This is a genomic window from Pseudomonas sp. NBRC 111119, assembly GCF_001320125.1.
Taxonomy (GTDB): domain Bacteria; phylum Pseudomonadota; class Gammaproteobacteria; order Pseudomonadales; family Pseudomonadaceae; genus Aquipseudomonas; species Aquipseudomonas parafulva.
The window spans coordinates 1-25421 of the sequence record NZ_BCAV01000034.1 but is presented as its reverse complement, the minus strand read 5'-3'; the positions used below and the strand labels follow the sequence as shown (position 1 = coordinate 25421).

The following is a 25421-nucleotide window of genomic DNA, read 5'->3' as shown; positions in this document are numbered from 1 at the left end:
TATTACTCCTGGCGTTCAGCGCTGCGCACCGAGAATGGGTGGTCAGGACACGACCACCCTCGGCGCGTGATGAATGAGAGATACTGAAACCTTACCGTCAGTTCCGGCATTTCCCAAACTTAACCGCTGTGTTTTACCGCCAGGCATTCGCCAGCAAGTCAGCCCAGGTCGCGTTTGAGCGCGGCAATGTGCTCCGGGCCGATCCCGCAGCAGCCACCTACCATGCTGGCGCCCCGCTCGCGCCAGTCGGTGGCCCAGGCCAGGTAGCCCGGTGGGTCGAGGTCTTCACGCAGTTCATCCAGGCCATCATTGGCCGTGGCCTCCTTCGGCTGCGGCGGGAAGGCGTTGGCGTACGCCCCTATTGCCACCTCGGCCCCGTGCTGTTCGATCACCTGGCGGGCCACATCGATTGCAGCGCCAATCACTTCGGGCTGGCTGCAGTTGAACAGCACCGCCGCAGCACCGAGGGCAACCACGGCCTCGATGGCATCGGCTACCGGTTCACCTGAGCGCAAGCGTGGCACGGCGTCCACGTCTTCGTCCTGCAAGGTGAACGACACCCAGAACGGGCGGCCGTCTGCAGGCAGGTGCTGATGAATGGCCCGCACTTCGGCAATGGCGCTTTGGGTTTCTGCCAGCCACAGGTCCACATGGGGTGACAGGCCTTGCAGCAGTGGCAGCAGCACCTCAGCCACGCGCGCTGGCTGGAACAGGTCGGGGCGGTAGGAGCCGAACAGCGGTGGCAAGGAGCCTGCCACCTTCACCGGGTGCGCACCGCTGTCGGCGGCGTGACGGGCCAGTTGCCCGGCAATATTGGCGAGCTGGCGCCCCTCTTCAGCGAAGCGCGCTTCGCCAATATGGAAAGGCACCACCGCGTAGCTGTTACTGGTGATCACCTGGGCACCTGCAGCAATGAACGCCGCATGCACACCCACCACGGCCTCCGGCGCTTCGCTCAGGGCCAGTGCCGACCACTCGGGCTGGCGGAACGGCGCCCCGCTGCGTTGCAGTTCACGGCCCATGCCACCGTCAAGAATCACCATCGCTCGCTGTTTCATATAACTACTCTAAAGGTGCTTATGAATAAAATTCATTATGTTGACCACATATATAACTATTAAATACCCAAACCCTTTTTTGGCCAACTTTTCAGGTATGAACATGCGATTTTCTGCATTGCTCGGCGCGGGCCTCGTGCTGCTTGCCACCGCCTCCCAGGCTTTTGCCGGTGCCACGCTGGAGCGAGTCGAATCGCGCAAGGAACTGGTCAATGTGCTGATGGAGAGCTACCCGCCGTTTTCCTTCCTGAACGACCAGAACCAGCTGGATGGCTTCGACGTGGATGTGGCCAAGGCCGTGGCCGCCAAGCTGGGCGTGAAACTGCGCCTCGAAACCCCGTCCTGGGACGTGATCGCCGCAGGGCGCTGGAGCGGCCGCTACGACATCTGTATCTGCTCCATGACCCCGAGCAAGGCCCGCGCCGAGGTGTTCGACTTCCCGGTTGAATACTACGCATCGCCTGCGGTGATCGTGGTCAACGCCAAGGACGATCGCATTCACGGCGCCAAGGACCTGGACGGGCGCAAGGTAGGCCTGACCAGCGCCTCCAGCTATGAAAGCTACCTGAACAAGAACCTGGTGATTGAAGGTGACGAGGGGCGCAAGATCGAATACCCGTTCGACTTCGTGCAGATCGCGCCCTACGACACCGACAACGTCGCCTTCCAGGACCTGGGGCTGGGCGCCGGCGTGCGCCTGGATGCCATCCTCACCAACCTGGTAACCGCACAACCGCGCCTGAACCAGGACAAGCGCTTCAAGCTGGCCGGTGCACCGCTTTATGAAGAGCCGAACGCCGTAGCCATCGAAAAAGGCGACGCCGAGTGGGATGCCAAGGTACGCCAAGTATTCGCCGAGCTGAAAGCGGATGGCACCCTGAGCAAGCTGTCGCAGAAATGGATCGGCGCCGATATCAGCAAATGAGTACCTTCCCTTCCGCCCCCAAACCCACGGCCCCCCGTCTGCTGGGCTTCAAAACCCGGTTGCTGCTGACCTGGCTGGTGATGTTCGCGTTGTTTATCGGGTTCTTTCTCAGCTTTGACCTGAAGTTCTCGATCATTGTGGAGAAGTTTCCCAACCTGGCGGGCTTCACGCTTGGGCCAAACGGGTTTCTGCAAGGGGCGGCACTGACGCTGTTCCTGTGCCTATGCTCGATGGTAGTGTCGGTGCTGCTAGGCTTTGCTGCGGCCCTGGCCAGGCTGTCGGGCAGCGCGGTGCTGGTGGGCGTGGCCAGCTTCTATACGTCGTTCTTCCGCGGTACGCCGCTGCTGATCCAGATCCTGCTCATCTACCTGGGCCTGCCCCAGGTGGGGCTGGTGCCAGGCGCCATCAGTGCCGGCATCATCGCCCTATCCCTGAACTACGGCGCCTACCTCAGCGAAATCTTCCGCGCCGGCATTCTGGGCGTGGCCCGGGGCCAGCGTGAGGCCGCACTGGCCCTCGGCATGCGCCCGCCGCAAATCTTCAGCAGCATCGTGCTGCCCCAGGCCATGCGCGTGATCATCCCGCCCACGGCCAACCAGTTCATCTCGATGCTGAAGGATTCGTCGCTGATCTCGGTGATGGGGGTATGGGAAGTCATGTTCCTTGCCCAGTCCTACGGCCGCTCCAGCTACCGCTACCTGGAAATGCTGACCACGGCGGCGGTGATCTACTGGGTGCTGTCGATTGTGCTGGAACTGGTGCAGGCGCGGCTGGAGGGGCATTACGGGAAGGCGTATCAGCGTTAAGGCCCCTTCATGGCATCGGTGGTAGCCTTGATGATCTCTCTGGCTGCTTCGACGCTGATCGGCAGCGGAGCCTGAGCATCATCCTGCTCGGGCTTGGGTCGATGATGGAAATAACGAAGCAGGGCGATCAAAAGCAAGGTGGGAACGGTCGACAGCGCCACGATGATAGGGACATCACCTGTGGCGTGGGGCCGTATCGAAGTGAAGAGATACCAACTGCCCAAGCTAATGCGAATGTTGCCCAGAAACACAAAACCAAGCAGCGCTACGTAGAAAATGATCACCAGTACCACCGTCACGGTGGTCAGGCGCTTCTCCCATCTAAAACGCCAAGACTCTCGCCTCAGGTAGTCACTGACAAGCCCTGCATTGTCCGCTTCGCCAAGAGACAGATCGTCACTGGTGCTGGTCATAGAAACCCGATGGCCTTCAGCCTGAATTCCATTGCTGCTGTGGACACCCCAAAAGCTTTGGCCAACCGGGCGAGGTCTGTCACTCGCTGCTCGAGGATCATGTGCTTGACCAACGCTGCCGGCATTAACAAGGCGGCAGCAAACCTGTTGGCGGCAACCTCCCTCGGGTCACGCGCCCTGGCACTGAATTGCTCGGTGGTATCACGAGGGGCATCCAGATCACCGTGAACGTGATGACCGATTTCGTGAGCAATGGTGAAGCGCTGGCGAACCGGCGCGTCGCCGAGGTTATAGGTGATGAGGGGATTGCCGTCGCGATAGGAGTAATGGCCACTTTCGTTGGGCCGCCAGTTGGCTTGGTCGAAAGGATTCAACGGTTTGACCTCGATGCCCATCGCGTGAGCAATGGCGAGGGGGTTAACAGGCAACCGCCCGTCCCAGTGGGCATGCAGGACGTCGTTTGCAGTGCGGTACTCCATACGGCCTCCTGTCGCAGGTGGTGGTGTTTTGAAAATGAGGCTGGATTCTGCACAAGTCAAGCAGACTGGGTCAAATGCGCACTGACACACGATGTGTCGCCTGCCCTCAAACCCTCAACGCGGCCCATCCGCCACCAACTTCGAAGAAAACTGCCCCACCGCCGTCACCACCTGCTGCGCCCCGGACTGGATCTCGCTGATCACGCTGCCAGCCTGCTGGGCCAGGCTCAGGCCAATTTCTGCCTGTTTTCGGCTCTCCCCCATGCTGACCACCGCCTCTTCCACCAAGGCGTTGTTCTTCTGCACCACTTCGACGATTTCCTGGGTAGCGGCGCTGGTGCGGCCAGCCAGCTTGCGCACTTCGTCCGCCACCACCGCGAACCCACGGCCCTGGTCGCCGGCACGTGCCGCTTCGATTGCGGCGTTAAGCGCCAGCAGGTTGGTTTGCTGGGCAATGCCACCGATGGTGGAAACGATGGATGTGATCAGGTGCGACTGGTGCCCCAGCGCCTCGACGCCCGTGGACACGCTGGTAACCTGGGTGACGATGCGGTTCATGGTGTCGACCGTATCGCGCACAGCCTCGGCGCCGCGCTGGGCGGAGCTGTCGGTTTGCCGTGAAATTTCGTAGGCAACGTCTGCCGCCGAGTTGACCTGCTGCTCGTGTTCCACCTGCTCGGTGATATCCACCGCAAACTTCACGATCTTGTACAGCTGCCCACGGGTATCGCGCACCGGGTTGTACGACGCCTCCAGCCACAGCTCCCGCCCGTGCTTGTCGAGCCGCTTGAACCGCTCGGCAACGAAGCGGCCGTCATTGAGGCTGGCCCACAACTGCTGATACTCGGCAGACCTGGTGTACACCGGGTCGCAGAACAGGCTGTGGTGCTTGCCGACGATTTCCGCCAGGGTGTAATGCACGGTGTTGAGGAAGTTCTCATTGGCCGTGAGGATGGTGCCGTCGAGCTTGAACTCGATCACCGCCGTCGAGCGGGACAGCGCCTTGATCAGCTCTTCATTCTCGCGGGCCTGGTCGATGCCAGCCGTGACGTCAATGCCGTAGGCAGACATGTGCGTGACTTCACCTATGGGCGACTTCACAGGGCACCAGGCTGCACGCATCCACACCATGCGGCCATCGGCGGCAAAGTAACGGTAGGCGTCGCTTACACCGGTACCTTTGGCAATCGCCGCCTGGAAGTTCCTGTAACACGGCAGCTCCTTGACGTAGCTGGGCGCCAGCGTACCCAGTGAACTGCCTACCAGCCGCGAGGCGTCGATGCCGATGAACTGTGCAAAGCGTTCATTGACTGCGGTGATCTGCATGCCCCGGTCCACGGTGATTTCAAGCATCTCGCTGGACCTGCTCTGTTCTGCAGCGCGCAGCCTGGACAGTTCCTGCCTGAGCGCCTCGACCTCTTCCTTAAGCCGTTGATTGAACATGGAACACCTCGCATTGTTGGGCAGCAACTCTCGGGCCTGAACAGCCCCGGTAATGGTAGGACACTGGGAACAAGCCTCAGGTTTGCCGCCCCTGCTGTAACCACGCGGCAAGGTCCGCTGCCGGCATGGGCCTGGCGTAATAATAGCCCTGCCCCTGATCGCAGCCCCACCCACGCAACACATGGTGATGCAGGTCGGTCTCTACGCCTTCGGCAACCACGGTCAGGCGCAGGTCTCGCAACAGGCTGACCAGGCCACGTACGATGTGCCAGTCATTGCCGCCCGGTTGCAGTTCCACCAGCAGGGAGCGGTCGAGCTTTACGCTGGTGGCGGGGATTTTGCGCAGGTAGATCCAGTTGCTGTAACCGCTGCCGAAGTCATCGATGCCGATCGCGACGCCCAGGGCGCGGAAACGCTGAAGCTGCTCATGCACCGTGTCGAAGTCGGTGACCAATGCGCTTTCGGTGAACTCCAGCTCGACCTGCGCAGGGCTGACGTCATATTCAGCCAGCGCCTTGTTCAGGTCGTCATACAATTGCCCGTCACCGAGATCGAGCGCCGAGATGTTGAGCGACACCTGCAGGGTGATCTGGTGGGCCCGCCAGTCAGCGATCTGGTGGCACACCTGCCTGATGACCCAGCGCGTAATGCCGCGGATGGACGCCGTGGTTTCTGCCAGCGGAATGAACTCTGCCGGGCTGATCTGGCCCAGGGTTGGGTGCACCCAGCGCAACAGCGCCTCCACCGCCACGCAGCGGTTGCTGTTGAGGTCCATGCGCGGCTGGTACACCAGGCTGAGCTGGTCTGGCGCGGCAAGTGCCGCTTCCAGGGCGTTGAGAATGGCGGTGTTGCGCCGCAGGCTGGCATCCACCACCGGGTCGTAGGCAAGCCAGCGCTGGTCGGCCTTGCGCGCGGCGTCCGTCATGCTCGCCATCAACCGCAGAATGTCCAGCGACGGGTCTACATCCACGCCCAGTGCAAGCACGCTGATGCCCACGTCCGGCACAACGGGCACGTTACCGCTGTGCAGCGGGCCGCTCAGGGAACGCACCAGTTCACCCAGCCTGGCGCCCAACACGGACGCGTCACAGGCACCCACCACGGTCATGAAGCCCAGGGTGCTGGGCCGGTACAGGCGGCAACCTTCCGGCAGCGCCGCCATCAGTACCTCTTTCACCGCCAGCATGAAATTGGTGAAGAACTCGATACCCAGTGCCTTGAACAGGCTGTCCATGCCGGCGGCCGATATCGGCTCGATGAAGATAGCCACCTGGCCCGTCAGCGCCGCCGCATCCTTGAAGTCGGCTTCGAACCGGCGGCGGTTGGGCAGGCCGGTCATGGGGTCGTAGAAGTTCTGCTGGTGGATCGACTGCAAGCGCTCGACCACAACCCTGGCGGCGTTGCTGAGCAGGTTGCGGTCCCGCTCGCACAAGGCCGGCCGGGTCTCATGGTCGATGATGCAAAGGCCACCCAGGCTCACCCCGGGGCGAATCACCAAGGGGGCACCTGCGTAATAACGAATATGCGGGCTGGCCTGTACCAGCGGGTTATCCACAGTGCGGGCGTCCTGCAAGGTGTCGCAGATTTCCAGCACCGACTCCTGCCAAAGCCCGTGAGCACAGATGGACACGTCCCGGGGGGTGCGGTCATCCGCCAGGCCAATCTTGGCCTTGAACACCTGATAGTCGCGGTCTACCACGCTGACCAATACGGTGGGCACGTCGAAGTAGGCACACAGCATGTTGACTATGCTGTTGAGTACCGGGTCGGAGCCGCCCGCCAGCTCGGAAGTAAGGCGGTCCACTTCAACCAGGCGCAAGCGCTCGTCTTGCAGGATCGTTAGATTGTCCATGAAAACTCCGGTTGAAGTACCTTTGAATCGTAGCCTATAAGGCACAATGCCAGCTTATCTGGTGTTTATTGTTAAGGACAATGAAAGCCCGAGGGGGCTGCGGCCAAAAAAATCTATTGGACGGTGCCTGTTATCTCGCCTATGAGTCCCTGAGGCTCTGCTGTTGTGTTGCAGGTTCGTACTGATGAATTCCAGACTATTCCGGAGTGATTCTTGACCTGGTTGAAACGTGTAATCGTCGCCCTTTTGCAGCGCCTGGAACGGGTGCAACTGAGTGTTGCCAGCCGTTACCTCGGCGCCGTGCTGGTAGTGGCCTTGTGTTGCGCCGCCCGTGCGCAGATGTCGCCTGCCGCCCTCCCCTACCTGTTCTTCATACCCGGCCTGATGCTGATCGGCTTCTGGTTCGGCGCCGGGCCTTCGGTACTGGGGTGCACCCTGGCGGTGCTGGCTGCGCAGTACTTTTTCATCGGCCCACTGGGGTTCGCCGCAGACTGGACAGCCTGGGCCAACAGCCTGAGTTTTGGCCTGGTGACGCTGGGCATGGCGACGATCTGCTCGCTGCTGCGCAGCAACCTCAACGCCGTGGACCATTTGAACAGAACCCTGGAAGACGAAGTGGAACGCCGTACCGATGAACGGGACAGTATCTGGAACGTATCCCCGGACCTGATCTGCACCCTGTCCGACAGCGGCCAGCTACTGGCCATGAACCCGACGTGGCAGCTGGCGACAGGCTGGAGTGAGGAGCAGCTCAAAGCCGGCGCATTCTACAGTTTTATCTCGCCAGCACAGCTGGCAGATGCATTGCGCGAACTCAACGGCAAGGCCATCGCCGAACTGGACACGCAAAGCGTGCGCAGCAACGGCCAGCCTTTGCTGCTGAACTGGCGCATCACCAGCCTTGCCGGCCTGTATTGCGCCGTAGCCCGGGACGTTACCCAGTACCGCGAGCGCCAACAGGCCTTCGAGCGGGTGAGTTCGCAACTGCAGCAAAGCCAGAAGATGGAGTCGCTGGGGCAACTGACCGGTGGCCTGGCCCATGACTTCAACAACCTGCTGACCGTGATCAGCGGCAGCCACGACATGATCGAGCAGCGCCTGGCCCAAGGCCGCCACGGCGAACTGGACCGCTACCTGGCGCTGGCCAGAACGGCCACGCGCAAGGCCAGCACCCTTACCCACCGGCTACTGGCATTCGCCCGCAGGCAGCCGCTGGCCAGCGCGACGGTGGATGCGGTGCTGTTGATCGAGGACATGAAAGACCTGCTGTCCAGAACGCTTACCCCGCGCATCGAATTCCAGTTCGAGCCCTTGCAGGGCTCGGCGCTGTGCTACTGCGATGCGCATCAGCTGGAGAACGCCCTGCTGAACCTCTGCATCAACGCCCGCGACGCAATGCCACAGGGGGGCCGATTGCAGGTGCGGGTGAGCAAGGTGGCGATCGGGGCGGGCCATGCCGAGCTCGCCGCCGGCGAATACGTGGAAATCTGTGTGACCGACACGGGCATGGGCATGCCAGCCAGCGTGGCGGAACGAGCGTTCGAGCCCTTCTTCACCACCAAGCCGCTCGGCTCGGGTACCGGGCTGGGGCTGTCGATGGTCAAGGACTTCGCCCGCCAGGCGTCGGGCACGGCACTGATTGACTCGGTGATGGGCGAAGGGACGTCCGTCAGTTTGCTGCTGCCGATTTACCGTGACCCGGTACCTGCTGCTGTTGCTGCGCCTGTAGACGAATCAGCAGGTGAACCCGCCAGCCAGCGTGGGTGCGCCATGGTGATCGAGGATGAGGTAGCGATCCGTGAACTGGTTGCCGAGTCCTTAAAGGAACTCGGCTTCGAGGTGATCGAGGTGACCGCCCCTGCTGAGGCCTTGCAGCACATCGACCAGCGCCCAGACCTGCAGCTGGTGGTGACCGACCTGGTGCTGCCTGGCAGCCTGGCCGGTGACCGCATTGCCGAAGGCGCCCGGGCACGGGTGCCGGGGTTGCGGGTGCTGTTCATTTCCGGCTTGATCGACGGTGCCGCCGAACTGGCAGAGCGCCAGGACCGCACCCGTCTACTGCCCAAGCCCTTTACCCTGCAGCAGTTCAAGGCCTGTGTGGAAGGCATGTTTACCGAGGCAAACACCACAACCCAACCGTGATCGCAGGGCGCCATCGCTCGATCACTCGCAGGCTGCGCGGCCTACCCCTGGCAAAACCGAATACGGTTGCCAAACGGGTCGTAAACCTCCAGCACCTTGCCCCACCCTTGCTCGACAATATCCGGCCGCCCATACCCATACCGCTTGGCGGCCAACTCATCGCGCAGGCGTTCGATGTTCACCATGGGTACAAACAGCGTGCTCCCTGGGCTGGCATCCCCATGGTGCTCAGACAGATGAACTTTCAGCCCGTCGCGCTGAATACCCATATACAATGGCAGGTCCGCCTCAAAGCGGTGTTCGAACTCGACTGTGAAGCCGAGAAACTCCAGGTAAAACTCCCGGGCTTTCGCTTCATCGAACATGCGCAGTATGGGGATGGCTGTTTCGAACCGGATTGCTGAAGGGTCGGGTGCCGTGGGGAGCATTGCCGAAGCGGTGTTCCAGTCCTTGTAACCCAACTGCTGCGCCACGATTTCCAGCGCCGCGGAATGGGGCAGGTTCTGGTCCCGGGTTGCCAGGGATGCACGCAGTGCCTTGGCCATGCGCTTGGCGGTATCAATAGTCGACATCTTGCCTCCTGAAGCCGAAGCAGACCGGTGCTCGCATTGCCAAACCTCGGCTGAAGAGAGGATGTGCAGGAATGAGGTGTTGAAATGCTTTCACCTTTCCGGGACGGAGCGAGCGGCAGGCAGCATTGGCCTGGGAGCGATAGTACAGGGTGTGAGGTTAGGCCGGAAGGCGGGGCGGTGTTAAGTGAGCACTGGCCCTACTGACGCTAGAAACTCTGTGGTTTCCCGGTTGGAACGCAGGCGCACCACCCGGCAGCCCGCAGGCGCGGTGGCCGCCAACTGTTCCATCTTGGCACGCGCAGTGTTTCTCGATGACCAGATGTACTTGAAGAACTCGGGAAGGTTGCCGAGTAATTCCGGGCAATTCTCCGGCAAGTCTGGGCGCGTGTGGCCCCGGTTCGACAAGGTTCTGAAAACCACGCGCCAGCACCTGAGCGCCAGGGAGCGGTCGACCCAGATGAGAACGTCGGCACGGGCCAGGCGGGTATCCCAGGTTTGCGAATGACCGCCTTCGAAGATCCATCGATCACCGGCCTCTACTTCATGGCACAGGCGGGTTTTCTCGTCCCGGCTGCGCTCTACCCAGCCAGGTTGCCAATGGATGGTATCGATGTGGATAACCGGCAGGCCCGTGCGCTCGCCCAGTTGGCGGGCCAATGTGCTTTTGCCGGCGCCGGGTTGGCCGACGATCATGACCCTTTGCACATGAACTCCTTTTCGAATAAGGGGTGTTGTTGATGTCGGTGCGGGAACGGCAACCCTTCGTTGCTACGCTTCGCCAGCACATGAGCTTGCCGCAGGTGCACTTGAAACAAGCATCCATGAGGCCCCAAGTTCAGGTTGGAACTGCCACGATCCTTCCTACGAGATTGGGTGACAGCTGTGTTCAGGGTAGGAATACCGGGAAGCTTGGAAACCCGGCCAGGCCGAGGCCTGCCCACACACAGCCGCCATTAAAGTGACAACCTGCACACAGGAGCGCCTGCGATGGCGACTGAAGACTCTATTGGGGCGCGGCTGTGGAGGCAACATCCCAAAGGTCGGATAAAGCTCGCTTGGCGTAGGAGCCAAGAATGCAGTGCAAGAACTCATCACCCCATCAATGCTGATGCCGATGATGAATATCCGGAAAGTGCGCATGGCTGTGGCGCATCGGCAGGTGCTCATGCCGATGGCTGTGAGGCTCCGCCCCATCCCATTCGAAGTCATGGTCGTGCTGATGATGTTCATCATGCACATGCCGGTGATCATGTAGCTGGCGCAGGTGCTGATGTTCATGGGCATGGCTTTCGGTCAGGTGTATCCAGACGCCGAGCGCCATCAGCGCGGCAGCTACCCAGAACAACCCGGTCACAGCCTCGCCCATAAACAGAATCGAGATGGCAGCCCCAAGGAACGGCGCAATCGAGAAGTACGCCCCCGTACGTGCAGTCCCGAGCCCTCTCAATGCCAGCACAAACAGCACCAGGCTGAAGCCATAGCCCAAAAAGCCCACGATCAGGATCGGCCCAAGCCGCGCCAGCTCTGGTAGATGCGCGCCAAGCGCAATGGCCAGCACTGTGTTCACCACACCCGCTACCACGCCTTTGGTGCCCGCAATGAACAACGCGTCGGACGCCGAGATCTTGCGCGTCAGGTTGTTATCCACAGCCCAGCACATGCACGCGATCGCCACTGCAAATGGCCCCAACCAGCCCTGGACGCCAGCGGGGCCCTGCGGCCAGGCCAGCAACACGCCCCCCGCGACAATGGCCACCATGCCAGCGACAATCCGGCGGTCGGCGTTTTCCTTGAACACGATCCAGGCCAGTACCGCCGTCAGCACGGCCTCAAGGTTGAGCAGCAGCGACGCCGTAGTCCCTGAGGTGAGGGCCAAGCCAAACATCAATGCGACCGGCCCCAGCACGCCACCAAAGGCGATTGCGCCCAAAAACCATGGCCACTCTGCTGCGGCCAGGCCGGTAGGCGTCCAGCCACGGTCGCGAACTAGCCGGGTGATGGTCAGCCCTACGCCGCTACCCAGGTAGAGCAGGCCGCCCAGCAGGACCGGAGACATGCCCAGCCCCAGGAACTTGGCCAGTGGGGTACTTGCACCGAACAGTAATGCGGCGCCCAGCGCGTAGACTATGCTGTTGGTCATGGTGCGGTCCGTAGTGCAGTGGGCTTGGTATGAACGATACCCCTCCCATGCCCTGCCCGCACGCACTAGCTATCCTTATCAGGGAGCAATCTTCGCGGGTTCCACTTGTAGCATCCAGCGGCTCCGCTGGGACTGAAGCGCTTCTTCAAGCACCGAGGCTTCCCACCCGTTCTGGGCATGGCGGCTCCGCTCAAATGTATCGCTCAAAACCTTCAGCAAGTTGCGCGACTGAGTAACAGCTTTGGGCGTGGTCACATCGTCCTTGAGATCGCCCTGAATGTAAGTAAGCACTCGCTCTTTCTGGCTTGCCTGCTGAGTGGCGCTGGCCTCTACCAGAATCCCCTCATCGTAGGCCAGGCGCGTGCTGCTGCTCGCCTGGTCATCGATCAGGTGATAGGTGTAGTTCTGCGACTTGCGGTCGTTATCCAGGTTAAGGGCTCCCTGCTGGCCAATGGCGCGATGGAACGAAGCCTGCAGCTTGCTCTGCTGATGCTGCTCAACAGACAAGTTCTGCAAGGCCCGCCCTTTGATAGACGTGGTCTGCGACAGGTTGAAGCTGAAACTGTCCACTTCATCTGGCCGCATCGGGTTTGAACTGCGTGCGTTCTCGCTGATCGATGCTTTGAAGTCTGCCAAGCCACTCAACAGGGCACGGTCGTTGTCAGTCAGCGGCAATGGCCGCTGAGTAACTGGCTGGCGGTTGTCATCCATGCTGTTGAGCGCGGTGAATGCATCCTTGAGCAGGCCCACCAGGTGCCTGTCGCCATGCCCACGGCTTTGCGCAGCGTCGAACTGGTTCAGGTAATTGTCGATTGCTGCTTTGCGTTGGGCGCGGTTACCCAGTAATTCGGCATCCTGTGTGTCCAGGCTAAGTTTTACCTGGCCGGATGGGCCCTCGAGGCTGAGGCTTCGCGCCTTGTCATTGATTGCCAGATCAAATGCCTGCTCGCCGCTCGGGGTTTCGAGCTTTGCCGTCATTTGCAGTGACGTAAACACCGCTGGATCAAGCTTTACCAGGCTGCCCAATTTCAGTTGCGGCGGTACTTCATACAAGCCATCGATAGCGGACTGGAATGAATCAGCCAGTTCGCCTAGCCCCTTCAGCTCATCCGCAGTGAGTTCAGCACCTTCAACTTCGGCGCTGGCAGCCAAGCCCTTTTCGCTGCTGGCCAACAACAGCTTTACAGTAGCCCCGGAGGCGGTGGTGAGGTTGAACGTAACGCCGTTGTCCGGGTGATTGCGCAGGTTCTGTTGCTGGAGCTTGAGTTCATCCGCAGTTAGCGGCGCGTTATCTGTGTAGGTGAATAGCGACTGGGAAATGCTGTTGCCGCCATTTAGCGCCAGCTGCTGCATGAGCGCGCCGCCGATACCCTTGAAGCGGCTGGCGGTTCTGGACGACTCGAACGCAGTTTGCAGGGTTGTGGATAACGTATTCTGGCTGTCACTTTCCCAGGCATAGCGGGTGCGGGCTGAGAGCAGGCTATGGCGGGAATAGATGTCTGGATCATTGCCAGTAGGGGTCTGGCCGAGAGCGACGTGGCTGCTCGGCGAGGATGGCGTATCGGCGATTGGGGTAGCGGCCTGCTTGCTCGCGATCGCTGGAGATGAATGCGAAAGGGTGGCGCGTTGGTCCAGGTGATAGGTTGCTGTTATCGAAACCATGGGGGCGTCCTGCCGGGCGTGGGTGTTGCAATGATATCGGCAGGCCATCATGTTTCATTAGGGGAACGACACAGCCTTTAGGTTTACACGCACTCTAGCGATCGCTCTCAACCCAACGAAGTCATAATCAGCCTGCCTTTCAGCGAAATCGGAAACCTGAAACACCGGCGGCTTGTTCGTTATGATTCGTGTTCGAAAACTTCCTACCCAAAAGCCCTCCCTTTTTAGCCGTTGTCCTGAACAGAATCTGGATTGCTTTCGTACCGCAACCATCCCGCAACAGTTGAGCTTCCCGCTGCACGATCCTTGGGATGAACACGCCCTTCATTAACAGGCACCTCTGCAAAATCAAACGGGCTCATCCCCTCAATGCACGCAACATTGACCCCGTACTGGTCGGGCGAAGAGCGGCGCTGGTGAAAGGTATAGATGCCGCATTTCGAACAGAAGTAGTGCTTGGCTTCACGAGTGTTGAACTGATAAAGGGTCAGCGCCTCTTGCCCTTGAGTGACAGTGATATCCCCCAGATTGGCCGATACCGCCACAGCGCCTCGCATACGGCAGAGCGAGCAGTTACACCGGCGTGTGGTTCGCAGGCCGTCGGTCAGGCGCAGCGAAAACCGCACGGTCCCGCAATGGCAGGCTGCTTGGTAAACAGGGCGATCATCGCTTTTTTCATTAGTCATGGCGTTTCTCTAGTCTAGGAAACTAACTTGAAGACTCACGGCACAGGCTCTGAATGTATACCCATCGGCCTGAACCGTGAATCTCTCCCACGCGCAGCCGCTAACGCAGCAGGTTGGTCTTCGCCAAGTCCAACACCTCGTCACCACGCCCGCTCATTACCGCTTTTAGCATGTACAGGCTGAAGCCCTTGGCCTGCTCCAGCTTGATCGCCGGCGGCATGACCAACTCCTGAGTAGCGGTGACCACGTCGACCAGCACCGGGCCATCGTGCGCCAGTGCACGGCGCAGGGCGTCTTCCAGGTCTTCCGAGCGCTCTACGCGAATCCCTAGGATGCCCATGGCATTGGACATGGCGGCAAAATCGGGGTTGTGCAGGTCGGTGCCGGTGTCAAGGTAGCCAGCCGCTTTCATTTCCATGGCGACGAAACCCAGTGAGGCGTTGTTGAACACCACCACCTTCACGGGCAATTTCAGCTGCGAGAGCGAGATGAAGTCCCCCATCAACATGCTGAAACCACCGTCGCCACTCATCGAGATGACCTGGCGACCCGGGAAGGCTGCCTGCGCGCCCATGGCCTGGGGCATGGCATTGGCCATCGAGCCGTGGTTGAACGAGCCGACCAGGCGACGCTGCCCATTCATCTTCAGGTAACGCGCTGCCCAGACAGTGGGCGAACCCACATCAGCGGTAAATATCGCGTCTTCGGTGGCCAGTTCGCTGAGCAGACGCGTGACGTATTGCGGATGGATCGGCCGGTCTCCCTTGGATGGCTCGGCCAGGTCGTCCAGGCCCTGGCGCGCCTTGCCATAGGCTTTCAGTGAGTCCTCCAGGAAACGGCGATCTGTTTTGCGCGTCAGGCGCGGCAGCAGCGCGTTGAGCGTTTCGCCGACATCGGCAGCGATGCCAAGCGACAGGGTGGCACGGCGCCCCAGCGCTTGCGGGTCACGGTCAACCTGTACGATCTTGGCATCGCTCGGGTAGAACTGCCGGTAAGGGAAGTCGGTGCCCAGCATCACCAGCGTGTCGCAGCCCAACATCGCGTGGTAACCGGAGCTGAAGCCAATCAACCCCGTCATGCCCACGTCGAAGGGGTTGTCCCACTCCACGTGCTCCTTACCCCGCAGCGCATGGACCACCGGCGCACCAAGCGCATCGGCCAGCGCCACCACCTGGTCATGAGCCCCCGCGCAGCCACTGCCGCACAGCAGGGTCACCTTGTGGCTGTCTTCCAGCAACTCGGCCAGGCGCTGCAAGTCGGCTTCGGCTGGCAGGATGCGCGGCTGCTGCAACGCAGGCCAGGCTGCCGGCTTTTCCTCCACCTCCAGCAGCGATACATCACCGGGTATCACCACCACTGCTACACCGCGATTGAGAATGGCCGAGCGCATTGCCCGGTGCAGCACCTGCGGCATCTGCGCCGGGTTGCTGACCAACTCGATGAAATGGCTGCATTCCTTGAACAGCTCCTGCGGGTGGGTTTCCTGGAAGTAGTTCAGGCCAATCTCCGAGGACGGGATTTGCGCGGCGATGGCCAGCACCGGCACTCGGTTGCGGTGGCAGTCGAACAGGCCATTGATCAAGTGCAGGTTACCCGGCCCGCAACTGCCTGCGCATACCGTCAGCTCGCCGGTCACTGCCGCCTCTGCACCGGCGGCGAAGGCTGCGACTTCCTCATGGCGCACATGCATCCACTCAATGCTGTCCATGCTGCGCAGGGCATCGGTCAGGCCGTTGAGGCTGTCGCCGGTGAGACCCCAGATCCGTTTGATACCGGCCTGTTCGAGGGTTGAAGCCAGTTGCTGGGCCATGTTGATCTTTGCCATGAGAACTCCTGGTGGGAACGGGAAGAAGTGATCGATGGGAATAGAGACAGGCGTGGGGTGGGGGGTGTTCGGTTAGGTCTGTGAAGGAATCGTCATGTGGGGTGATGGTGTTGGGGCGGGATGGGCTGCAGAAAGATATCGGGAGCAGAGCATGGGAATCATGTATGGCGCCTTGAATATGGGGTTATGGAGCAGTCACGCTAGGACACCGACCCGTGGCGAGAAAAAGGAAGGGTCACTAGTATTGGAAAATCGCAGGAGGCGAATCTCAAATGCGTGTGAATGACAAGACCATTAAATCTGGACTCAGACGGAACGCCATAACGAAAAAGCCCCCCCAGAAGACAGGTTTTCCGGGGGGGCAGAGATTTTGATAGCCTTCGCTGGAACCTGAACTGGTACGGAGACAGACGGACGGTTACTGGCCGTGAGCGCCCGGTTTCCGTGGGGTTGGAATTTAGTAGATTTTTTGATGTATCTCATAGGGTATCTATAAATAAATCAGCTAGTAATGGCTTTCCGTGGAATCGAGTCCGGATTTTTGAACTCTAGTGGGAGCAAGAGCGCCCCCCCCCCCCGCCTCAAATGCTAGGTGAGGAACGACAGAATCCGTGCGAAGATGGCAGCTAGCGACCCAGACTCTATGAAAACAACTGCGATTGTCTAACCTTCTGATCGTCGAGATCGTGGCGGGGACGTTCACGAAACGGTTTATTGAAGGTGAGGCCTGACCATAACCCTACCGAGAGTTAGCATCGAAATGATGCCTTCACGTGCTGCCTACAATCCCAAACGAATGATGAGCATCTTTGGCATCGCTGGGCTGATTGAAGCGATCAGGACATGAGTCCAATCGTTTTTTGCGCCCGGATGCGGCTATCCTCGCCGCTGCCTCGGCTCAGATAGCACAGGCCGCGGCTGGTGCCCAACTGGGATCGATCTCCACTTACAGCTGCGAATTTCAAGCTGCCTCAACTTCTTTCGCTACTTGACGTACATACTTGCGTTTTCACACAGGCTGGACCTGTAGCTGCCCCTCGTAGATGCGCCTTCAGCCGCGAACACCGGCCAAGCCGGCGCCATCCGCCGCGTTGAATGCTTTGCGACTGAGCCCGCTCTCCCAAAGCGCCGCCAATGAGTTTGCCGGCGCATTAGCGAGTTAGAACCTTGCCCGCAGCGCCACGTTAAAATTGCGTGGCTCGCCATAGAAGTTCCAGTAGTTGGGGTTGCCCAAGGTCTGGTAATACTTCTTGTTGAACACGTTATCCAGGTTGTACTGCACTTCGAGGTTCTTGTTGATCTCGTAGATCGCATGCAAGTTGGTCAAGTGGTAGGCGTCCTGCTGGATCTTGTAGTCTTCGCCGACCTCGGTCTGGGTCATCTTGCTCTGGGCATAGAAGCTGCCGCCCACTCGCAGGTGGTTGAGCTCACCCGGCAGACGGTAGTCGGTGGCCAGTTTGAACAGATGGCGTGGCGAGGCGCCGTTGAAGTCGTCGCCCTTCTGTTCGCCGCTGATGTACTTAGACTGGGTGTAGGTGTAGCCGGCGGACAGGTTCCAGTCCGGCAGGATCTCGCCGTTCATTTCCAGCTCGATACCCTTGTTGCGAACCTTTTCGGAAGAGCGGTAGCAGCCGCCGGCGCAGGTGTTGGAGGTGACCAGCTCGGCACGACCGGTCTGGTCGGCCTGGAAAATGGCCATCGAGGTCTGCAGGCGTTTGTCGAAGAATTCGCCCTTGAGGCCAATCTCGTAGTTGCTTCCGGTCATCGGCTTGAGAATGCCACCGTCCTCGGCTTCGACGTCCTGCGGTTTGAACACTTCGGTGTAGCTGGCGTAGGCGGTCAAGTTCTCGTTGAGGTCCTGCACCAGGCCTGCGTACGGCGTGACTTCGCCGCTCTTAGAGAAGTGATCGTAGTCATCAGCGGTACGGATGCCGTTGGTGTCGTTCAGGGTGTCGTAGGTGAACCAGCTGATACGGCTGCCGAGGATAAACTTGGTGCTGTCGGTCAGGCTGAAGCGGCTGGCCACATACATACCTTTCTGTTCCTGGGTGCGGTTGTACTGCCACTGGTTGACATTGAGGCCGGTAGGCTTGGGCGGGTCGAAGGCGCCTAGGTTGTTCATGTCGACGATGTAGCGGTAGGACACATCGCGACCACCGTGATAGTCGAAGTCATCCTTGCGCCAGTTGCCGCCGATGATCAGGTCGTGCTGGCGACCGAGCAGCTGAAACGGGCCGGTCAGGTAGCCGTCGATGCTGGTCTGGGTGTCGTCGTAGCGAAAGTGCCGGGGATTGAGGGTGAACAGGTCGGTGGCACCGCCCGGGAAGGTGTAGTTGCCTAGGAAGTCGGACTTGGCCCACATCTGGTTGACCGCGATCACCGACTTCCAGCCATTGTCGAAGATGTGCTGCAGGTCGGCGAAGATCGTCGTGTTGCGTTTGTCCAGCTTGTTCCAGTCACCGGTCAGCGAGGTCGAGCGCGAGATCGGGTAGAACTCGCCGTTCTCCTGGGTCGGCAGGCCGGACCAGTCGTAGCCCGAGTTGCGCTCTTTCTGGTAGGTTAAACCGAAGGTCGCCATGGTCGAGTCGTTCAGGTCGGCTTCGAGAATGCCGTAGAACAGCTGGTTTTCCTTCTGGGCGGTATCCAGGTAGCTGTTGGCGTTGTTGTAGGAGATCACCGAGCGGCCGCGCAGGGTACCGGCTTCGTTGAGCGGAGAGGACAGATCGACCATGGTCTTGTAGTCGTCCCACGAACCGACCGAGGTCTCGATCAATGCCTGACGCTCGGAAGTTGGGCGCTTGCGGATCAGGTTGATCGATGCCGAAGGGTTGCCTGCGCCTTCCATCAGGCCGGTGGCGCCCCGGACGATTTCCACGCGGTCGTAGATATCGGTATTGGGCTTGGAGATGGCATCCATCGAGTAAGGGTTGCTGATATTGGTCGGCACCCCGTCGATCTGCAGGTTGTCCACCGACTGACCGCGCGCCTGGTACACCGAACGCTCGCCGCCGTTCTTGACGATGGTGATGCCGGTAGCGTTGCGCATGACGTCGTCGAGGTTCTGCATGTTCTGGTCGTCAATGCGCTGGCGGGTGACCACGGTGACCGACTGCGGCGTCTCGCGCAGGCTCATAGGTAGCTTCGTGGCGGTGGACGAACGGCCCGTGGCGTAAGCCCCGGTGCCCTCAGTCACATCGCCCAGGCCCTGACTGGAGATGGTGGTGCTGCCCAGGGTCACTACACCCGCTGGGTCCTCGGCCTGACGCGTCAACTGGAATTCCCGCTCGCCGGTGCGCACCGCTTGCACACCACTGCCTGCCAGTATCTGCGCAAGCGCCTGCTCCACGCTGGTAGCGTGCACCGCCTGGCTCTGCTTGTTGGCGGTGAGCGTGGCATCACCGCCAATCAACAACCCGGCCTGGCTGGCCAGCAGATTCAGTTGCCGCGCCAGCGGCCCGGCCGGCATGTCATACATTACCCCTTGTGCCGCTGCGCCGTTGCTGTCGGCCTGGGCGGCAGCAGTGTGGCAGCCAAGGGCAAGGAAAATGGCCAGCGCCAGCGGGTGATGGCGCGAGGAATCAGAGTCGCGAAGCAGCATGAAGGGGTCCTTGCGGAAGTAGAATGAAATAGCCTCATCCCACCAAGCGCATGAGCACCTCAAAACCAGAAAAAGAATTTTGTTTTATTTCAGTTCGCCTCGACGGAGACCCACCAAGGCAAGGTGCGCACTACCCGAATGGGCAACGCACGCTCAAGCATTGCCAGGGTTCGGTCCGTGTCCAGCAACGGGAAGGTACCTACCGCGCGCAAGCTGTTCAGCGAAGGATCGATGCCCAGGTGACCATGGCGGTAGTCGCGCAGAACGTCGATCACTCGGCCCAACGGCATGTCTTCTGCAACCAGCACTCCACGGCTCCAGTCCTCGCGCAGGGCTTGTGCAGCCGTGGATGTGCTGGCCTGCTGCGCATCGAACACCAGCATTTGCCCGGCGCCCAGTGTGGTTTGCAAACCACTGTCTGAACAGGTTGCCTGCACGCTGCCCTCGAACACGCTCAAGGTCGTTTGCAAGCCCTGATCCCGCACGCTGAAGCGCGTGCCAAGCGGTTGCATGCGGCCTGCCCGCGTCACCACGGCCAGGGGCCGAGGGTCCTTGCCGGTTTCAATCAGGACTTCACCGTGATACAGGCGCATCTGCCGCGCGCCCTCATCAAACTGCACATCCAGCGCCGTTTCGCCGTTCAGCCACAGCTGGCTGCCATCGGCCAAGGTGAGCGACCGCACCTCGCCCAAGCCGGTGCGGTATGTGGCAAACCACGCCCGTGGCGAGTCCACCCAACCCCGCTGCCAGCCGCCCCACCCCAACAGCCCTGCTGCACCCGCCACGCAGATGCTGCCAAGCACGGCACGGCGCGATTGCTGGCCTCGGCGGACGCTGTCGAATACCTGCCGCGCCTGCTCTGCTTGGCCGTCGAGGGTACCGAAACGCTGGTTGATGTTTTCTACATAGGACCAGGCCAGGCGGTGGCGCGCATCTTCGTTCAGCCAGGCACGCCATTGCGCGTTGGCAGCTGGATCATGCTGGGCTGCGTACAGCCGCGCAAACCATCCGGCAGCCGCTTGCAGCACGGCATGGTCCAGGTGTGCCCTGCTCATGTCAGCGCGTCATCCAGCTGCACTTCCAGCAGCAAGCACTGGTACATCGCCTGAGCCAGGTATGTGTTCACGCTACGCTCGCTCACGCCCAGTTGCTCGGCGATCTCGCGTTGCTTCATGCCCTGCAACTGCGCCATGCAAAACGCCTCGACCACCCGCTTGGGCATGCGTTCAAACATCGCCTGCAATTGCCCCAGCGTTTCGAGAATTACGGCCTGATGCTCCAGCGAAGGCACCAGGTGCTCTGGCTGGGCTGCCAACACTTCCAGGTAGGCCTCTTCCACCCGCCGCCGCCGCCAGAAATCCACACAGGCATTGCGCGACATGCGCCCCAAGTACGCACGGGCATGGTCGTGGTCATTGAAGGCGCGGGGTTTGGTCAGCAACCGCACGAACACATCCTGCGCCAGCTCCGCTGCATCATGGGCATTACCGAGCTTGCGCTGTAGCCACTGGCGGATCCAGCCGTGGTGGGCACGGTAGAGTGCCTCCAGTTCGAAACCCGGGGCTGGAGCACGGGGAGGGGCATTCATGGGAGGACGCCATTGTGCTAATAGGAATTATTAGCAATGGTAGCTTGGATGAATGGTCGTGGGCAATCGGGCGGAGGGTTGCGGTCTAGGTATTTGTCTTGCATTTTTCAAGAGGGTTCACCGGTCAGACTAGCGCCATACACCGCGTCGTAGTCTTCGCGCCGATCGTGTCACACGCCGATTGTCACGAGGGGGAATGCCGCAAAGCCTTGTGCGATCAGGGCTGCAGCACTGGTAGAAGTGCCCGTCTTTTTCCAGCAGAAAGAGACGGGCACAGGTTGGCGCAATATTTCGGCCAAGCGGATAGGTTGCTGCAGGGCAGCGAGGTACGGCTTATCTGGCGCACGATCGCTATATGTGTAAGAGCATCCATCACATGGGTAGTGACCGGGCGAGCTGCCGGATGAGAATCGCCCTTGGGTAGAGCCACCGCGAGAGCGGCGTGACTTTGAAGGCTCGGGTCACCTGGGGTGCTGTCAACGACAGCCTTTGCACTGTTTTTTCTACGCCCGCAATCCGAGTGGGTCAAGCGACTCGCCCGCGGGATTTTGCGGTTTAAAATGGCATTAGGCGTGTACGGAATCCGGTGGTTTCCAGTGACCGATTGGGTGCTTTTGATTTTTTAGGTGAGGTCCATCCAAACAGGGCGGCTTCGCAGCCCTGTTTGGATGGACCCGCATGGAAAAGCGGATCACCGAAGCTTCAAAGCCGTGCGCTCACTCGACTGCGCCACGCCTTGCTCTTAGGCTAGAAACGTTTGCCCCGGCCTGATTCGGGAACTCATGCGGCGAGATATGCTCCTGCCGGTTCGCTTCCAGGTAACGGCTCCACCAACTCATGATCATTCGCCGGTCCTCCAGAAACTCAGCCTTGTGGATATACGCCGCTCGAACGTTGTTGCGCTCCCTGTGGCTCATCTGCCGCTCAATAGCCGTCTCTGACCACAGCCCGGATTCGACCAAGGCACTGCACGCCATAGACCGGAAGCCATGCCCGCAAAGTTCGGTCTTAGTGTCGTAGCCTATGTTCCGCAAAGCGCTGTTGACCGTGTTCTCAGACATAGGCTTCCACGAGCGAGCGTCACTGGTAAACACCAGATCGAAGTACCCCTTGATCGCATGAATCTGTTTGAGTAACGCCACCGCTTGCGGTGACAGAGGGACCACATGGATATCGCCCGCCATCTTCGTCCCTCTGGTCGAATACGGAACGCCGTCCAACCCGGGTCGCGTATCCGGTATCCCCCATATGCCGCGCTTCAGGCCGAACTCACTCCAACGTGCGAAGCGCAATTCGCTGGACCGAACAAACAGATGCAGTGACAGCATGACTGTCAGCCGAGTGAGCATGCGCCCCTTGTAGTTCTCGATGCGGTCCTGAAATGGCCAGGCGCCCACTTCACGGACATTTCCTTATGCCAGTTCAGGGCAACGCGTTCGAATGTGTGTCCTCTGACAACCGCTTCGGCCTTGGCCTGCTGCTTGGACGCGAGCGGATCAATGCTTTCCGCCAGCATCCGCTTAGTCTACAGACGCTTCTGTCGAGCATCTGCGAGACCGATGACGGGATAGTTGCCAAACGAGGTCAGCCCCTCGCGCCCATCCGGCTTTACATACCGGAGGCGCCAGCCTTTGCGGCCATTGGGGTAAACGAGGAGGTTAAGACCATCACCGTCAAAGCTTGTAGGGGCGGTCAGTTGGTTTGGCCGAGCGGCATGCAGTGTCGGTCAGGGGAGCAGTAGTAAGAGCCATAAGGGTAAACCCCTTTATCGAATCGACTTTATCCCAAACGTTACCCCTAAATCGGCTGGCAGCTGTCGGACTCAGACGGAACGCCATAACGAAAAAACCCGCCAGAAGGCGGGTTTTACGGGGGGGCCAGAGATTTTGGTAGCCTTCGCTGGAACCTGAACTGGTGCCGGAGACAGGAATCGAACCTGCGACCTTCGCGTTACGAGTGCGCTGCTCTACCGACTGAGCTACACCGGCGTGTAGCGCAACGTACCACTGCCGCACCCGTTACGCAAACCTCTGTTTCCGCTGGCTTATTCCCCTGCCCTTACGGCGCCTTGCACCCCTTGGGCGCCAGTCCTTCTTCGATGTCGGTACTGCACGCCCAACCACTGGCAGAACGGGTCAGCGTCAGGGCCTTGCCCAGCACATTGGCCGGGGCATCGACCAGGGTGCAGACGATGCTGGCGCTGGCGTCTGCGGCGTTGCCGCTGGCGGTGATGGCGCAGTGTGCAGTGGTGGGCTGGCCGCCCAGGCTGGCGACGTCGGTGACGTCACGGCCGTCGTTCAGCCGCAGGTCCATCGGGGTTTTGAGCGCGCTGATTTCCAGCAGGCCGGCGGCGGCCTTGGAGCGGGCCTGGTGGTTGGTGTACATCGGTAAGGCGATGGTCGCCAGAATGCCGATGATCGCGACGACGATCATCAGTTCGATCAGGGTGATACCGCGTTGCCCTTTCATGAACAGTTTCCTTTTCGATACGCATGCACTTAGAAAGCCGGCGCGCCCAACCGGCAGCGGCGCAGTAGGCCTGAACAGACACCTTTTGTCACCCCTGCCTGCGTGGGCTTCGCCATCGCTGATCTACTCTAGTGAGCATCACGGACGCGCGCCCTTCCATGGACGGGGCAAGCTGTTTCCAGGCTTGTCCCACGGGCAGAAAAGGCCTTTTTATGAACGCGACAACACAGCGCTACACCTGGCGTGGCACGGATGCCCACGGCACGCCGGTCACTGGGCAAACGGCGGGGCGCAGCCCTGCCTATGTGCGGGCGGGGCTTATACGCCAAGGCATCAACGTGGTGAGTTTGCGGCCTGCTGGCGGGCTGGCGCTGGGGTTGCCCAAGCGGCAGGCGAAGGCGGACCCGGCGGGTTTCAGCCGGCAATTGGCGACGCTGCTCAAGGCCGGCGTGCCGCTGTTGCAGGCGCTGGAGGTGATGGGCCGCAGTGGTTGCGAGGCGGGGCAGGCGCAGTTGCTGGGTAAATTGAAACAGGATTTGCACGCGGGGCTTGGGCTGGCGGATGCACTGCAGCGCCACCCGGGGTGGTTCGATGCGCTGTACTGCAACCTGGTGCGGGTGGGTGAGCAGTCGGGCACGCTCGACCGGCAACTGGAACAGCTTGCCGGCATGCTGGAGCAGCGGCGGGCGCTGCAGAAGAAGGTGCGTAAGGCGATGATCTACCCGTTGATGCTGTTGCTGACGGGGCTGGGGGTGTCGGCGGTGTTGTTGCTGGAGGTGATTCCGCAGTTCGAGTCTTTGTTCGCAGGCATGAATACCGCGTTGCCTGCGTTCACGCAATTTGTGATCGACCTGGCGGCGGGGTTTGGGCGGCATGCACCCTGGCTGCTGTTGGTGGCAGTGGGGCTGGGTGTGGGTTTACGGCAGCTGTATCGGCGGCATCTGCCGGTACGTTTATGGTGGGCGCACAGGGTGCTGCAGGTGCCGGTGTTCGGGGCGCTGCTGGGGCAGGCGGCCCTGGCGCGGTTTGCGCGTAGCCTGGCGACATCGTACACGGCGGGCGTGCCACTGCTGGATGCGCTGGGCACGGTGGCCAAAGTGTGCGGCGGTGAGCTGCATGAGCAGGCGGTGCTGCAGCTGCGCCAGGGCATGGCCAATGGGCTGGGGCTGCATCGGGCGATGGCTGGGGAGGTGTTGTTCCCGCCGTTGCTGGTGCAGTTGACGGCTATCGGCGAGTCCAGCGGCACGCTGGACCAGATGCTGGACAAGGCCGCCAGCCATTATGAAGAACAGGTCAGCCAGACGCTGGACCAGATGACCAGCCTGCTGGAACCCGCCATCGTGCTGGTGCTGGGGGTGCTGGTCGGTGGCCTGGTGGTGGCCATGTACCTGCCGATTTTCCAGCTGGGTAGTTTGATCTGACGATGACTGTGTGGAACTTGCTGGCGGTACAGCCGGCGTACTTCATTTCCCTGGTGGCCCTGCTTGGCTTGTTGGCGGGTAGCTTTCTGAACGTTCTGGTGCACCGTCTGCCGATCATGCTGGAGCGGCAGTGGCGGCGTGAAGCGCAAGCGGTGTTGAACCTGCCCGTTACGCTCTACCAGCGTTTCGACCTGTGCCTGCCGGCCTCGCACTGCCCGGGGTGCGGGCAGCGTATTCGGGCGTGGCAGAACATTCCGCTGCTCAGTTACCTGGCCTTGGGTGGGCGCTGCGGGGCCTGCAAGGCCAGCATCAGCCTGCGGTACCCGTTGGTTGAAGCGGCCT

19 protein-coding genes, 1 tRNA gene and 3 pseudogenes are annotated in these 25421 nt (G+C 60.7%); 5 read left to right on the top strand and 18 right to left on the bottom strand.

Translation table 11 applies throughout. The features are described from left to right. Positions 1-158: 158 nt before the first annotated feature. Entirely contained in the window at positions 159-1043 is an 885-nt protein-coding gene (locus tag APH25_RS14505; RefSeq protein ID WP_177331185.1) for a homocysteine S-methyltransferase family protein, read from the bottom strand. Between the two features lie 118 nt (positions 1044-1161). Here APH25_RS14505 and APH25_RS14500 point away from each other — a divergent pair, with 118 nt between their 5' ends. Both APH25_RS14500 and APH25_RS14495 read left to right on the top strand, forming a co-directional pair. Continuing rightward, positions 1162-1983 carry an ABC transporter substrate-binding protein gene (locus APH25_RS14500; RefSeq protein ID WP_060482400.1) on the top strand — a complete coding sequence of 274 codons (822 nt, stop codon included), beginning with the start codon at positions 1162-1164 and terminating at the stop codon, positions 1981-1983. Continuing rightward, a complete protein-coding gene (locus APH25_RS14495) occupies positions 1980-2789 on the top strand; it encodes an amino acid ABC transporter permease (RefSeq protein ID WP_060482399.1) in 810 nt (269 codons plus the stop codon). Before APH25_RS14500 ends, APH25_RS14495 begins: the two co-directional genes overlap by 4 nt. Here APH25_RS14495 and APH25_RS14490 read toward each other — a convergent pair. From APH25_RS14490 to APH25_RS14475, 5 genes and pseudogenes are all read right to left on the bottom strand, one after another. Further along, positions 2786-3202 carry a hypothetical protein gene (locus APH25_RS14490; protein ID WP_060482398.1) on the bottom strand — a complete coding sequence of 139 codons (417 nt, stop codon included), beginning with the start codon at positions 3200-3202 and terminating at the stop codon, positions 2786-2788. The two genes, APH25_RS14495 and APH25_RS14490, sit on opposite strands and share 4 nt — an antisense overlap. After that, entirely contained in the window at positions 3199-3681 is a 483-nt protein-coding gene (locus tag APH25_RS14485) for an ImmA/IrrE family metallo-endopeptidase (RefSeq protein ID WP_060482397.1), read from the bottom strand. Before APH25_RS14485 ends, APH25_RS14490 begins: the two co-directional genes overlap by 4 nt. 114 nt (positions 3682-3795) lie before the next feature. Continuing rightward, a pseudogene (locus tag APH25_RS26285) lies at positions 3796-4245 on the bottom strand (methyl-accepting chemotaxis protein); the annotation flags it as partial. Between the two features lie 102 nt (positions 4246-4347). Next, positions 4348-5124 (bottom strand): annotated as a pseudogene (locus tag APH25_RS26280) (PAS domain-containing protein); the annotation flags it as partial. A 76-nt stretch (positions 5125-5200) separates the two neighbouring features. Continuing rightward, a complete protein-coding gene (locus APH25_RS14475) occupies positions 5201-6976 on the bottom strand; it encodes a sensor domain-containing phosphodiesterase (protein ID WP_060482395.1) in 1776 nt (591 codons plus the stop codon). Between the two features lie 213 nt (positions 6977-7189). On the opposite strand from APH25_RS14475, the gene APH25_RS14470 reads away from it, so the two are divergent. After that, positions 7190-9118, top strand: coding sequence for an ATP-binding protein (locus APH25_RS14470; RefSeq protein ID WP_060482394.1), 1929 nt, complete (start codon positions 7190-7192; stop codon positions 9116-9118). Between the two features lie 41 nt (positions 9119-9159). On the opposite strand, the gene APH25_RS14465 is transcribed toward APH25_RS14470, so the two are convergent. The 12 genes and pseudogenes from APH25_RS14465 to APH25_RS14415 all read right to left on the bottom strand — a co-directional run bounded on the left by APH25_RS14465 (position 9160) and on the right by APH25_RS14415 (position 23658). Further along, positions 9160-9690 (bottom strand): glyoxalase superfamily protein, encoded by a 531-nt coding sequence (locus APH25_RS14465; protein ID WP_028631756.1) that lies wholly within the window; start codon positions 9688-9690, stop codon positions 9160-9162. 180 nt (positions 9691-9870) lie between these two features. Continuing rightward, positions 9871-10395, bottom strand: a complete 525-nt coding sequence (locus APH25_RS14460; protein WP_060482393.1) for an AAA family ATPase — start codon at positions 10393-10395, stop codon at positions 9871-9873. A 394-nt stretch (positions 10396-10789) separates the two neighbouring features. Continuing rightward, positions 10790-11830 (bottom strand): DMT family transporter, encoded by a 1041-nt coding sequence (locus tag APH25_RS14455; protein ID WP_060482392.1) that lies wholly within the window; start codon positions 11828-11830, stop codon positions 10790-10792. A 78-nt stretch (positions 11831-11908) separates the two neighbouring features. Further along, positions 11909-13492, bottom strand: a complete 1584-nt coding sequence (locus APH25_RS14450) for a hypothetical protein (RefSeq protein ID WP_060482391.1) — start codon at positions 13490-13492, stop codon at positions 11909-11911. A gap of 224 nt (positions 13493-13716) precedes the next feature. Continuing rightward, positions 13717-14178: a GFA family protein gene (locus APH25_RS24990; RefSeq protein WP_082428309.1), complete on the bottom strand. Its 462-nt coding sequence runs from the start codon at positions 14176-14178 to the stop codon at positions 13717-13719. Between the two features lie 100 nt (positions 14179-14278). After that, a complete protein-coding gene (gene poxB / locus APH25_RS14445; protein ID WP_060482390.1) occupies positions 14279-16003 on the bottom strand; it encodes a ubiquinone-dependent pyruvate dehydrogenase in 1725 nt (574 codons plus the stop codon). A 1159-nt stretch (positions 16004-17162) separates the two neighbouring features. Beyond that, the gene (locus APH25_RS14440; RefSeq protein WP_060482389.1) at positions 17163-19601 is read right to left on the bottom strand and encodes a TonB-dependent receptor; all 2439 of its coding nucleotides are present in this window, start codon (positions 19599-19601) and stop codon (positions 17163-17165) included. 89 nt (positions 19602-19690) lie between these two features. After that, complete coding sequence (locus tag APH25_RS14435; protein WP_060482388.1) at positions 19691-20656, bottom strand: FecR domain-containing protein; 966 nt, start codon at positions 20654-20656, stop codon at positions 19691-19693. After that, complete coding sequence (locus tag APH25_RS14430; protein ID WP_060482387.1) at positions 20653-21189, bottom strand: sigma-70 family RNA polymerase sigma factor; 537 nt, start codon at positions 21187-21189, stop codon at positions 20653-20655. Before APH25_RS14430 ends, APH25_RS14435 begins: the two co-directional genes overlap by 4 nt. Before the next feature lie 716 nt (positions 21190-21905). Then, positions 21906-22940 (bottom strand): annotated as a pseudogene (locus APH25_RS14425) (tyrosine-type recombinase/integrase). A gap of 161 nt (positions 22941-23101) precedes the next feature. Continuing rightward, a tRNA-Thr gene (locus APH25_RS14420) sits at positions 23102-23177 on the bottom strand. Between the two features lie 70 nt (positions 23178-23247). After that, positions 23248-23658 (bottom strand): pilin, encoded by a 411-nt coding sequence (locus tag APH25_RS14415; RefSeq protein WP_060482386.1) that lies wholly within the window; start codon positions 23656-23658, stop codon positions 23248-23250. A 212-nt stretch (positions 23659-23870) separates the two neighbouring features. On the opposite strand from APH25_RS14415, the gene APH25_RS14410 reads away from it, so the two are divergent. Both APH25_RS14410 and APH25_RS14405 read left to right on the top strand, forming a co-directional pair. Continuing rightward, positions 23871-25079, top strand: a complete 1209-nt coding sequence (locus APH25_RS14410) for a type II secretion system F family protein (protein WP_060482385.1) — start codon at positions 23871-23873, stop codon at positions 25077-25079. Positions 25080-25081: 2 nt separating this feature from the next. Next, a partial coding sequence (locus tag APH25_RS14405) for a prepilin peptidase (protein ID WP_177331183.1) occupies positions 25082-25421 on the top strand: 340 nt, incomplete at its 3' end.